The organism is Gemella morbillorum (genome assembly GCF_900476045.1).
Classification (GTDB): Bacteria; Bacillota; Bacilli; order Staphylococcales; family Gemellaceae; genus Gemella; species Gemella morbillorum.
The window spans coordinates 1,311,062-1,322,960 of sequence record NZ_LS483440.1 but is presented as its reverse complement, the minus strand read 5'-3'; the positions used below and the strand labels follow the sequence as shown (position 1 = coordinate 1,322,960).

Sequence of the window (11,899 nt, the reverse complement as noted above, 5' to 3'; positions counted from 1 at the left end):
TATGAGGTTAACTATTCATAGATCAAACTTTCAAGGTAACGCTAAGAATTGTACTTATGATGTTAAGCGTTTAATTGAAAATATAGAACAATTAAAAGAGGTAGTATGTTTTGATCACGTATGTGCTAATTTTAAAAATAATTATCGAAATAAAGATAATTTCTTAGAGTGTGACTGTGATGTTTTTGATTGTGATAATGAACATAGTGATAATCCAAATGATTGGATTTATCCAGAAGATTATGAGTATTTACTTGAAGGAGCAAGTCACGTTGTAGTTCCTAGTCGAAATAATAATAAAGAAAAGAATGGGAAAGTAGCTAGACCTAGACATCATGTTTATATCCCGCATAGGTTATTTTTGACATCAGATGAGTGTGAAATTTTTAAAAAACAGGTGTATGAGAAATATAACTTTTTTGATAAAAATGCATTAGATTGTTCAAGATTTATTTTTGGGAATATTACTGATGAAGTTATTTGGTTTGAAGGTGAAAAGAATCTAGATGAAATACTTGGAGTTGCAGATGCTTTTACGCTTTTAGAATCAAAGGAGCATACACCAGTAATTGAACAAGGTAGTCGTAATTCTACTATGAGTCATTTAGCTGGAAAGATTATAAAACGATACGGAGCAACCGATGAAAGTTATTCTATGTATTTAGAACAAGCCTCTAAATGCACACCACCTTTAGATGACAGCGAACTTAACTCCATCTGGTATAGTGCAACTAAGTTCGGAAAGAAAATTGCTAGTCAAGAAGGGTATATTAAACCCGAAGATTACAATCAGGAATTTAAATTTAAGCCTACAGATTATTCAGATGTAGGTCAAGCTATAGTTCTTTCTAGAGAGTTTCAAGACAGAATAAAATACTCTCCAGCAACCGATTATTTAGTTTATAACGGAAGCTACTGGGAGGAGTCTGTACCAAATGCTCAGGCTGTAGCACATGAACTAACTGAACTTCAATTAAAAGAAGCGTATGATGAGATAAATCTATGTCTTAAACAATTAACTGACGTAGGAGTTATGCCGATGATAACAAGTTTAGGTATGAAGAAAGTTAAGGAAAACTTGGATGATAACCAAAGAAGAATAGTTGAAAAGTATGAACAAGCTTTAGCTTATGAGAAGTATGCTATTAAAAGACGTGATAGTAAAAATATCTGGTCTACATTAAAAGAAGTGCGTCCTTTAATTCAAATAGAACCTACTTCACTTGATAGAGATGAGTTTTTATTAAATACACCAAGTGAAACTTATAATCTAAAAACGGGTCTTTCAAAAGAACATGACTACAATGATTTTATAAGTAAACAAACAAGTATTGATCCATCAAATAAAGGTAAAAAATTATGGGAAGAGGCGCTAAGGACATTTTTTTTAGGTGATGAGGAACTCATAAAATATGTTCAAAAAATAGTAGGCTTAGCTGTTGTTGGAAAGGTTTATGTCGAAGCGTTAATTATTGCTTATGGTGAGGGGAGTAATGGTAAAAGTACATTTTGGAATGTAGTAGCGAGGGTTCTTGGCAGTTATAGTGGGAATATATCTGCAGACATGCTAACTGTGGGATGTAGAAGAAATGTAAAACCTGAACTAGCAGAGGCAAAAGGGAAACGACTTCTTATTGCAGCTGAACTTGAAGAGGGAATGAGAATGAATACATCAAACGTAAAACAACTTTGCTCGACAGATGAAATTTTTGCTGAGAAAAAATTCAAATCACCATTTAGTTATGTTCCTTCACATACTCTTGTTCTTTATACTAATCACTTGCCAAAAGTAGGTGCGATAGATAATGGAACGTGGAGAAGACTTATTGTAATTCCTTTTAACGCACAGATTAAAGGCAAAGGTGACATCAAAAACTATGCTGATTACCTTTATGAAAATGCTGGGGGTGCAATTTTAGAGTGGATACTCACTGGATCGAAAGAAGTAATCGAAGCTAACTTTAAGCTAGAAAAACCAAAAGTAGTAAAAGATGCTATTGAAAAATACAAAGAGGACAATAACTGGCTAGGAGAATTTTTAGAAGAATGCTGTGAAATTGATATCAGTTATACTGAAAAAAGTGGGCTGCTTTACTCCGAGTACCGAGCTTTTTGCATGAGGACTGGAGCTTTTACGAGAAGTACTACAGACTTTTATAATGCACTTTTGAGTGAAGGATTTAGAAAAAGAAAAATGACTAAAGGATCTTTTATTTATGGATTAAAATTAAAATCTAATTTTTTAGAGTAGTGTAAGTTTATGATGGTCAATTTCAATACTTTTTATAAAGTGAGTGTGATTTACAAAAATAAAAAAGTTATGAAGAAGACTGTCATGGAATTTATTGAAACCCTATTATATCAACGTTATGACGACTTATGATAGTCATATATATATAACCTTTCTATAATAATAAAAAAATAATATATATATAATATAGGTAAATGGGGTTCATGGTCTTACACTTTTGGAGGAGAGTATGCTAGAAAGCTTAATAGAACAACATTTAGTAAAAGAAGTTAATAGAAGAGATGGTTTATGTTTGAAATTTAATAGTCAAAGTATGACAGGAATTCCAGACAGAATAATATTGATGAAAAATGGTACTGTTGGTTTCGTTGAGGTTAAGCAAAAAGGTAAGAAACCAAGACCACTTCAAGAATTAAGAATGAAACAATTAAGGCGGTTAGGATTTAAAGTATACACACTTGATGAAAAAGAGAAGATAGGAGAAATCTTAGATGAGATATGTAGCACATAATTATCAAAATTATGCCAAAGATTTTATTTTAGCACATAAGGTATCTGCTTTGTTCCTTGACTGTGGTTTAGGTAAAACTATAACAACACTTACAGCTATAAATGAACTTATGTATGATAGTTTTGAAATTAGTAAAGTACTAATTATAGCCCCGTTAAGAGTAGCCCAGTCAACGTGGAAAGATGAAATAGAAAAATGGGATCATCTCAATCTCTTAAGATATTCAATTGTAGTTGGAGATGAAAAAGAAAGACTAAAAGCTTTAAAACAAAACTCAGACATTTATATCATTAATCGTGAAAATGTAGATTGGCTAGTAACAAAAAGTGGAATAGACTTTAACTTTGATATGTTAATTATTGATGAGCTCAGTTCATTTAAATCGCATACTTCAAAACGATTTAAAAGTTTATTAAAAATAAGACCTTACTTTGAAAGAGTGGTAGGTCTTACTGGGACACCAAGTAGTAATGGATTAATGGATTTATGGGCAGAGTTTAGAGTGCTAGATTTAGGAGAAAGGCTTGGTCGCTATATAACGCATTATAGGAACGAGTACTTTCTACCAGATAAAAGGAATGGTGTGGTAATTTTTTCTTATAAACCACAGCCACACGCTGAGGAAAGAATATATCGTAGGCTTGCAGATATGACAATATCAATGAAATCTACAGAGTATTTGAAAATGCCAGAGTTGATACTAAATGACCTTGAAATAAATCTTGATGAAGAAGATCAGATTAAATATAAAAAGTTTAAAAAAGAAATGGTAATGACAATTCAAGAAAAAGAAATAGACGCTATAAATGCAGCAAGTCTTTCAAATAAACTTATTCAACTAGCTAATGGTTCAATCTACGATGATGATAAAAAATTCTATGAAATTCATAATAAAAAGTTAGATAAACTTGAAGAAATAATTGAGAGTGCAAATGGGAAACCTGTACTTATTGCTTACTGGTTTAAGGCAGATAAAGAAAGAATTGAAAAACGATTTAAAGTAAGAGAGATTAAAACTGCAGATGATATAAAACAATGGAATATGGGAATGATTAATCTTGCATTAATACACCCAGCAAGTACAGGACACGGATTGAATTTACAAAGTGGAGGATCCACACTAGTATGGTTTAGTCTTACATGGTCTCTTGAATTATATCAACAAACTAATGCTAGACTTTATAGACAAGGACAAAAAGACACGGTAGTGATTCATCATTTAATTACAAAAAATACTATTGACGAAGATATTATGAAAAGTTTAAAAAGAAAAGATAAAACCCAAGAAGCATTGATGAGAGCAGTAAAAGCTAGAATAGGAGGATAAAGTATGAGAACGGAAGAATATCTAAATCAAGCTAGACATTTAGATACACAGATTAATTCAAAGCTTAGTCAAATAGAATCATTGAGTGCGTTGGCTACAAAATGTACTGCAACCTTAACTGATATGCCAGGTAATAAAAATAATGGAACATCAAAAATGGAGGATACGATTTTAAAAATTATAACACTGCAAGAAGAAATTAATAGTGATATTGATGTACTTGTAGATTTAAAAAAAGAGATAATGACAATAATAAAAAAAGTTGAGAACTCAGAGTATCGTACACTTCTAGAAAATCGATATTTATCATTTTTGTCTTGGGAGAAAATTGCCGTTGAAATGAAGTATAGTATACAGCAGGTGTATAGAAAAAGAACTGAGGCGTTGAAAAAAATTGAAGAAATTTTAAAAGATGATAGGAAATGGTAGTGAATGAGAGTATACTTTTCTGATATAATTAAAATGTGGAAAATAGAAAATAAACCTTGTAGATCTTTCTACAGGGTTTTTATTATGCTAAAGAGAGGAGAAAGTAATGCCGAGAAAACCTAAGAGACCATGCTCATATCCAAACTGTCCAAGGTTAACAGATAAACAGTTTTGTGATGAACATGAAAGACTAGAGAATAGAAGATATGAGATGCAAGATAGAAATCCTGAAACAAGGAAAAGATACGGATCAACATGGAGAAGAGTTCGAGCTAGTTATGTTAGAGAACATCCTTATTGTGAACTATGTTTTTCAGATGGATTGATGAGAGAAGTACAAGAGGTTCATCATAAGATACCTTTATCCAAAGGTGGAACACATAGTAAGAGTAATTTAATATCTCTTTGTAAAAGTTGTCACGCTAAAATTCATGCGAGTGATGGAAGTAGATGGAGAAAAAAAGTTAGACAAAAATAATTTTTGTGAAAAATTTTCTGGAAGGGGGATTGAAAATCTCTGAAAAGAAAATGAAAACATAACGGGTGTGGGCAAAGATGCACAAAAAGTGCGAATTCAAAAGGGTAATAGGGAAAAGCTTGAAATAAGCGAACTTAGTGAAAAATAAAAAGAGGGAAGGAGACACTTTAAATGCCGACTAAATCGAATAATATTGGCGGACGTGGTGGCAAAAGAATAGGTGCAGGTCGAAAGAAAAAATCAGTTGTAGAAAAAGCACTAAATGGAAATCCTGGAGGAAGAACACTAGAAGTATTAGATATTCCTGATCTTGAAGGTGTAAAAATGCCTGAACCACATGAAGTATTATCATCAACACAAAAAGATGGTAGTGTATTACAAGCTAAAGAAATTTATGAAGAAACGTGGAAATGGTTGGATAGCCTTAGTATGGGAAATCATGTTCCAAAGCCACTCATTGAAAGATATGCTATGAGTAGTGCAAGATGGTTACAATGTGAAGATATGACTAGTAAGTTAGGATTTTTATCTAAACACCCTACTACTGGAAAACCAATTCCATCACCATTTATAAATATAGGAATAAATTATATGAATCAAGCTGTAAGGCTATGGAATGAAATATATCAAATCGTAAAAGAGAATTGTAAAACTGAATTTGATGGAGTAGTACCTCAAAATGATTTGATGGAAAAACTACTAAATTCAAGAAAAAATTTATAAGAATGGAGATTAAAAATGATAGAAAAAGTAAACCCAAAACATCCAGATAAAATTGCGGATAGAATCGCTGGAGCAATTGTAGATTTGGCATACAAACTGGAAAAAGAACCTAAGGTAGCTGTAGAAGTGCTGATAGGTCATGGAAAATGTCATGTCATAATAGAAACATCAGTTGATTTTGAGAAAAAAAGTATTCATAGAATAATTAGAAGAATAGCGGGAGTAGTTCATCCTGATGTTAATATTGTATCGCAGGATAAAAAATTAAATAAAAATCAAAATGACAAAATACGATGTGGAGATAATGGTATATTCAAAGGTATGCCTATTTCAAAAGAACAAAAAAAACTCTCAAGAATAGCTAGAAATATTTATTCACAGTATCCCTATGATGGGAAATACATACTTGATGGCGAAAAATTGATAATTTGTCAAAGTAATGTAAAAACGAAAGTACTAAAAAAAATGTATCCAAATGCTAAAATCAATCCTTTAGGAAATTGGACTGGAGGAACGGATGTTGATACAGGAGCTACTAATAGAAAACTTGGTAGTGATATGGCTGATTCTGTGACAGGTGGAGGTCTTCATGGTAAAGATTTAAGTAAAGCTGATGTTTCGGTAAATATATATTCGTTTTTAAGAGCACAACAACTTCAAAGCCCAGTAGAATTTAGCTGTGCAATTGGAGATGAAAATATAGGCGATATGCCTTATGAAGAAATTGTTAGAATTGCAAAAGAATATATAGACTCCGTAGGCGGATTTGAAAAATTCGCTGAGTGGGGTCTTTTTTAATGAGGTATAGAGATGAAGAATAAACTATTAGAATATGAATTAAGAAATGTTGACGAATTAATACCATATATCAATAATGCAAGGACGCACTCGGATGAGCAAATATCAAAAGTGATGGCTTCAATAAAGGAATTCGGATTCTTAAATCCTATATTAATTTCAGAAGAGAATGTAATAACTGCAGGGCATTGTAGATTAATGGCTGCAAAGAAACTGGGAATGGATAAAGTACCTTGTATAAAGGAAAACTATCTAACACCTGCACAAAGAAAAGCATACGTTATTGCGGATAACCAACTCGCACTTGGAGGAGGTTGGAATGAAGAACTTCTAGCTATCGAATTATCAGATTTACAGGGTGCTGATTTTGATCTTGACGTGCTTGGATTCGATGAAAAAGAATTATCAAAAATATTTGATGAAGACCTTGAAGGAGAAGAAGATAATTTTGATATAGAAGCAGAGTTGAAAAAACCACGCATAACAAAAGAGGGAGATATATGGCATGTAGGTAGACATAAAGTAATATGTGGAGATTCTACTAAAGAAGAAACGTATTTAAAACTATTAGGAGAAACTAAAGTAAATTTAGTATGTACTGATCCACCTTATTTAGTAAATCTTAAGAGTGCTTCTGGAAAAATTAAAAATGATGATTTAAATGATAAAGAAGGGTATGAGTTTTTACTTCTAGCATTTAGTAATTGTAAAAACTCAATGGCTAAAGATGCATCCATTTATGTCTTTTATGCGACCATGAAAGCACGTATTTTTTATGATGCATATGAAGATGCTGGATTTAAAGTTGGTGCTGGTCTGATATGGAAAAAACCAAGAGCACCGCTAATGAGAACAGATTGGAAATTCAACATGGAACCTATTATTTGGGGTTGGAGAAAAGATGGAAAACATATCTGGTACGGAGATCAAAAACAAAAAGCAGTGTTTGAATTTGATAGTATTACTAATTCAAAAGAAGATGGGCATGGACATCCATCAAGTAAACCTGTTCCGTTGATTGTATATTTAATAAAACAATGTACACAAACTAATGGATTAGTACTAGATGCATTTTTAGGATCGGCATCTACTTTAATAGCTTGCGAACAGAGTGGAAGAATATGCTATGGAATAGAATTAGAAGCTAAATTTGTTGATGTTGCTGTGAAAAGATATATTGAATTAACTGGAACTTCTAATGACATATATGTAGAAAGAAACGGAGAAAAGATTCCATATGCTGAGGTGAAAATAGATGAGTCAATTAACAGTAGGTAGTCTATTTTCAGGATCCGGGGGGTTTGAATTAGGTGCTACGATTCTAGGAATGAAAGCAGTTTGGGCGAGTGAAGTAGAACCATTTCCAATTCTTGTTACAAAGAAGAATTTTCCAGACTTAGTTCATTTAGGAGATATTAATAATGTTAAAGGTGGTAATATAAATCCAGTTGATGTAATAACATTTGGTAGTCCATGCCAAGATTTATCAATCGCAGGACAAAGAGACGGGCTAAGTGGAAGTAAATCAAATTTATTTTATGAAGCAATAAGAGTTATTAAAGAAATGAGGGAGAATACAAATGAAAAATATCCAAGAATTATCATATGGGAAAATGTCTGTGGAGCTTTCTCAAGTTCAAAAGGAGAAGACTTTAGACAAGTACTTGAACAAATCTCAAAAATCAAATGTGAAAATATATCAATTCCTAAACCTTCAAAATGGAAAAATGCAGGATGTGTTATGGGAGGAACATTTAGTATTGCGTGGAGAGTCTTCGATGCACAATATTTCGGAGTCCCCCAAAGACGTAAGAGAATCTTTCTTGTCGCAGATTTTACAGGAGAAGGTGCAAGAGAAATATTATTTAACGAAGAAAGCCTGCCAAGGTATTTTGAATCGTGCTCAGATAAGAAACAAGAAGTTACCGGAGTTATTGGAGAATGCACTGAAATATCAAAGTACTGTTTAATGGATCAAGGTGGAGAAAGGCTAGATGTTACATTAAATAAAACAGGAACTTTAAGAGCCCAAAGTAATCATCCACCACTTGTTTTTGAAAATCATAGCCAAGATAGTAGATTTAAAGGTCCACTAGATATTACACCAACTCTATCAAGTAATTTAGGAACAGGAGGAAATAATCAACCTTTTGTAGTTGAAAATATCGCAAATTATGATGTGAGATTTACAAGTTTAAATACTAAGAATAGTCGATACAAAGTTTATGAAACTGCTACATCAAGAACTTTAGATACAGGAGGAAATAATCCTAATGCAAATCAAGGTGGAGTAGTAATAGTTTCTATATATTCAACTAGCAAAAATTATCATCATACAAAAGCTATAAAGGATCAGGTATCAACATTAGTCGCAACTGATTATAAAGATCCTCCTATTATAAATGATAAATATTCTGTTCGAAGAATTACTCCTCTTGAATGTAGTAGATTGCAAGGTTTCCCAGATTATTGGTGTGAAAGGTTAGAGCTACTCAATCCTACAGATGAAGATCTAAATTTTTGGAGAGAAGTATTCGAAACAAATAGAAAGATAAAAAATGGAAAAAAACAAAAAACTGATAATAATATAAGAACATGGTTAAAAAATCCTTATTCGGATGCAGCACAATATAAGATGTGGGGGAACGGAGTAGCTCTACCATGCGTATTATATATTTTTAGTGGAGTGAAGAAATACTTAGAAAATAGCGAATAATACTTGATAAATATGATGTTTAGAGTGATATATATAGTATCAAAACAAAGGAGATTAAGTATATGAAAACAAGATTTGAAAAAGATTATAAAGAAGCAAAACATGGTAATGGAATAGAAATTCTATCAAGTAGACAGAACCAAAAAGTATATAAGTGGAGCTAGAAAATTTTTAGGAGAAGGGAAGATAGGACTTGCTATTGAACGTTATGATATTGCAGAAGATGCTCTAGAATCTGCAAATTACTATCGTGAACTACTATGGAAACTTTCAAATGATGATCCAACTCAAGAAGAATTTGAAGCGATTTGTGTAGTAGAGTCAATGAAAATAGTTTTATATAAATTAGCAAAAGACCTATCAGGTAAATAATTATGGATGATTTAAAAAGAAAAATTATAAGATTAAAGGAGAAATTCCCAAAAAACACTAGGCTTAAACTAATTTCAATGGATGATATTCAAGCACCTCCAAGTGGGACTTTTGGAACAGTATTAGGGGTTGATGATATTGGTATGATTCTTGTAAAATGGGATAATGGTTCAACTTTATCTTTAATACCCGAAGAAGATAAATTCCAAATAATTAAAAGATAATAATGAATGTCTTGACTTTATAGCCTTTTAGAGTGATATATATAGTAACGAAAACAAAGGAGATAAAGACAATGAACAACATTAAAGAACAAAATGGAATTAAATTTTTCAAAGAAACAACAATGGAGGAATTAGAGGAAAAAGGATTCTTATCAAGCAAAAGTGTATTTTTAAAATTTGGAGACAACGTTCTAATAGGAATTACAAATTGGAAAAATGAGTGTGTAGGAGCTATTTATAAAATCAAATATCAAGAAGGAGAAGTAAAAAGAAACCATACTTTTAAAAAATTAGAATTAAACAAAATTTCAAAATCAACTTTTGAAGATACAGGACATGCAATTGAATGGGCGATGAAAAACTGCTAAAAGAATAAAAAGAAAGTAGACCGAAAGGTCTATTTTTTATGCTCAGAGGAGGAGATTATGGGAAGAAAAAAGAAATATAAACCCACTAGATTTAAAGCTAAAACATCAGTATATAGTGAGGAACGTGCAGATTATGCGGTAAATTTTATTCAATGTTTAAGTCATACTAAAGGAACATGGGCAGGGAAGAAATTTGAATTATTACCATGGCAAGAAGAAATAATAAGAGATTTATTTGGAATAATAAAACCAAATGGATATAGACAATTCAATACAGCGTATATTGAAATCCCTAAAAAGATGGGTAAGAGCGAACTTGCAGCTGCGATTGCACTTCTTCTTTGTTGTGGAGATGGTGAAGAACGTGCTGAAGTTTATGGATGTGCAGCGGATAGACAACAAGCTACGATTGTATTTGATGTTGCAGCTGATATGGTTAGAATGTGTCCAGCTTTAAATCGTAGAGTAAAGATTTTAGCTTCGCAAAAAAGGATAGTGTATTTACCTACTAATAGTTTTTATCAAGTGTTATCTGCAGAAGCATATTCAAAACATGGATTCAATATACATGGAGTTGTTTTTGATGAGTTGCACACTCAGCCGAATAGAAAGTTATTTGATGTTATGACAAAAGGTAGTGGAGATGCTAGAATGCAGCCACTTTATTTTTTAATTACAACTGCTGGCACGGATACAAATAGTATTTGTTATGAAACTCATCAAAAAGCAAAAGATATACTCGAAGGTAGAAAAATAGACCCAACATTTTATCCAGTAATTTATGGTGCAGATGAAAATGATGATTGGACTGATCCTAAAGTGTGGAAAAAAGCTAACCCCTCACTAGGAGTAACTGTTGGGTTAGATAAAGTTAAAGCTGCTTGTGAATCTGCAAAACAAAATCCAGGAGAAGAAAATGCTTTTAGACAATTGAGACTTAATCAGTGGGTGAAACAATCAGTACGCTGGATGCCTATGGATAGATGGGATAGTTGTAATTTTAATGTTGATGAAGAAGAGTTATTAGGTAGGATATGTTACGGAGGTTTGGATTTATCATCTACAACAGATATAACTGCTTTTACTCTGGTATTTCCTCCCTTGGATGAAGACGACAAGTTTATAGTTCTACCATATTTTTGGATTCCAGAAGATACGTTAGAACTAAGAGTAAGACGTGACCATGTACCTTATGATCTTTGGAATAAGCAAGGTTATATACAAACTACAGAGGGTAATGTAGTCCATTACGGATATATCGAGCAATTTATTGAAAAACTAGGAGAAAAGTATAATATCCGAGAAATTGCATTTGATAGATGGGGTGCTGTTCAAATGGTTCAAAATCTAGAAGGTATGGGTTTTACCGTAGTACCCTTCGGACAAGGTTTTAAAGATATGAGTTCTCCTACTAAAGAACTTATGAAGCTAGTTCTTGAACAGAAACTAGCACACGGAGGTAATCCAGTACTCAGATGGAATATGGATAATATTTTTATAAGACGTGATCCAGCAGGAAATATTAAGGCAGATAAAGAAAAATCAACAGAGAAAATTGATGGAGCAATCTCAACAATTATGGCATTAGATCGTGCGATAAGATGTGGAAATCAAAACACAGAAAGTGTTTATGATGACAGAGGATTGTTATTTATATAGTTTTAGTTTTATGTTATACTTTATATAAAATTAATTTGGAGGA

General features: G+C 32.2%; 12 protein-coding genes. All 12 read left to right on the top strand.

The window, feature by feature from the left end; all coding sequences use genetic code 11:
• Position 1 precedes the first annotated feature (1 nt).
• The 12 genes from DQN46_RS06355 to DQN46_RS06300 all read left to right on the top strand — a co-directional run bounded on the left by DQN46_RS06355 (position 2) and on the right by DQN46_RS06300 (position 11,856).
• Positions 2-2,251, top strand: a complete 2,250-nt coding sequence (locus tag DQN46_RS06355) for a phage/plasmid primase, P4 family (protein WP_111743411.1) — start codon at positions 2-4, stop codon at positions 2,249-2,251.
• Positions 2,252-2,480: 229 nt separating this feature from the next.
• Positions 2,481-2,762 carry a VRR-NUC domain-containing protein gene (locus DQN46_RS06350; protein WP_065378388.1) on the top strand — a complete coding sequence of 94 codons (282 nt, stop codon included), beginning with the start codon at positions 2,481-2,483 and terminating at the stop codon, positions 2,760-2,762.
• Positions 2,743-4,089, top strand: a complete 1,347-nt coding sequence (locus tag DQN46_RS06345) for a DEAD/DEAH box helicase (RefSeq protein ID WP_111743410.1) — start codon at positions 2,743-2,745, stop codon at positions 4,087-4,089. The genes DQN46_RS06350 and DQN46_RS06345 overlap by 20 nt, the downstream gene beginning before the upstream one ends.
• Positions 4,090-4,092: 3 nt before the next feature.
• Positions 4,093-4,518: a DUF1492 domain-containing protein gene (locus DQN46_RS06340; protein ID WP_111743409.1), complete on the top strand. Its 426-nt coding sequence runs from the start codon at positions 4,093-4,095 to the stop codon at positions 4,516-4,518.
• A gap of 106 nt (positions 4,519-4,624) precedes the next feature.
• Positions 4,625-4,996, top strand: coding sequence for an HNH endonuclease (locus DQN46_RS06335; protein ID WP_111743408.1), 372 nt, complete (start codon positions 4,625-4,627; stop codon positions 4,994-4,996).
• A gap of 171 nt (positions 4,997-5,167) precedes the next feature.
• Entirely contained in the window at positions 5,168-5,719 is a 552-nt protein-coding gene (locus DQN46_RS06330; RefSeq protein WP_111743407.1) for a terminase, read from the top strand.
• A 15-nt stretch (positions 5,720-5,734) separates the two neighbouring features.
• Positions 5,735-6,517, top strand: a complete 783-nt coding sequence (locus DQN46_RS06325; RefSeq protein WP_111743406.1) for an S-adenosylmethionine synthetase N-terminal domain-containing protein — start codon at positions 5,735-5,737, stop codon at positions 6,515-6,517.
• Positions 6,518-6,529: 12 nt separating this feature from the next.
• On the top strand, positions 6,530-7,795 hold the full coding sequence (locus tag DQN46_RS06320) for a site-specific DNA-methyltransferase (protein ID WP_111743405.1): 1,266 nt from the start codon (positions 6,530-6,532) through the stop codon (positions 7,793-7,795).
• Complete coding sequence (locus tag DQN46_RS06315; RefSeq protein ID WP_111743404.1) at positions 7,773-9,233, top strand: DNA cytosine methyltransferase; 1,461 nt, start codon at positions 7,773-7,775, stop codon at positions 9,231-9,233. The genes DQN46_RS06320 and DQN46_RS06315 overlap by 23 nt, the downstream gene beginning before the upstream one ends.
• Before the next feature lie 374 nt (positions 9,234-9,607).
• Complete coding sequence (locus DQN46_RS06310) at positions 9,608-9,829, top strand: DUF4314 domain-containing protein (RefSeq protein WP_111743403.1); 222 nt, start codon at positions 9,608-9,610, stop codon at positions 9,827-9,829.
• Between the two features lie 71 nt (positions 9,830-9,900).
• The gene (locus tag DQN46_RS06305; RefSeq protein WP_111743402.1) at positions 9,901-10,197 is read left to right on the top strand and encodes an Nmad4 family putative nucleotide modification protein; all 297 of its coding nucleotides are present in this window, start codon (positions 9,901-9,903) and stop codon (positions 10,195-10,197) included.
• A 57-nt stretch (positions 10,198-10,254) separates the two neighbouring features.
• A complete protein-coding gene (locus tag DQN46_RS06300) occupies positions 10,255-11,856 on the top strand; it encodes a terminase large subunit (protein WP_111743401.1) in 1,602 nt (533 codons plus the stop codon).
• Positions 11,857-11,899: the final 43 nt, after the last annotated feature.

Coding starts and splice junctions, on each gene's coding strand:
- DQN46_RS06300 (WP_111743401.1), top strand. CDS start 10,255: ATGGGAAGAAAAAAGAAATATAAACCCACTAGATTTAAAGCTAAAACA.
- DQN46_RS06350 (WP_065378388.1), top strand. CDS start 2,481: ATGCTAGAAAGCTTAATAGAACAACATTTAGTAAAAGAAGTTAATAGA.
- DQN46_RS06330 (WP_111743407.1), top strand. CDS start 5,168: ATGCCGACTAAATCGAATAATATTGGCGGACGTGGTGGCAAAAGAATA.
- DQN46_RS06325 (WP_111743406.1), top strand. CDS start 5,735: ATGATAGAAAAAGTAAACCCAAAACATCCAGATAAAATTGCGGATAGA.
- DQN46_RS06335 (WP_111743408.1), top strand. CDS start 4,625: ATGCCGAGAAAACCTAAGAGACCATGCTCATATCCAAACTGTCCAAGG.
- DQN46_RS06305 (WP_111743402.1), top strand. CDS start 9,901: ATGAACAACATTAAAGAACAAAATGGAATTAAATTTTTCAAAGAAACA.
- DQN46_RS06340 (WP_111743409.1), top strand. CDS start 4,093: ATGAGAACGGAAGAATATCTAAATCAAGCTAGACATTTAGATACACAG.
- DQN46_RS06310 (WP_111743403.1), top strand. CDS start 9,608: ATGGATGATTTAAAAAGAAAAATTATAAGATTAAAGGAGAAATTCCCA.
- DQN46_RS06315 (WP_111743404.1), top strand. CDS start 7,773: ATGAGTCAATTAACAGTAGGTAGTCTATTTTCAGGATCCGGGGGGTTT.
- DQN46_RS06355 (WP_111743411.1), top strand. CDS start 2: ATGAGGTTAACTATTCATAGATCAAACTTTCAAGGTAACGCTAAGAAT.
- DQN46_RS06345 (WP_111743410.1), top strand. CDS start 2,743: ATGAGATATGTAGCACATAATTATCAAAATTATGCCAAAGATTTTATT.
- DQN46_RS06320 (WP_111743405.1), top strand. CDS start 6,530: ATGAAGAATAAACTATTAGAATATGAATTAAGAAATGTTGACGAATTA.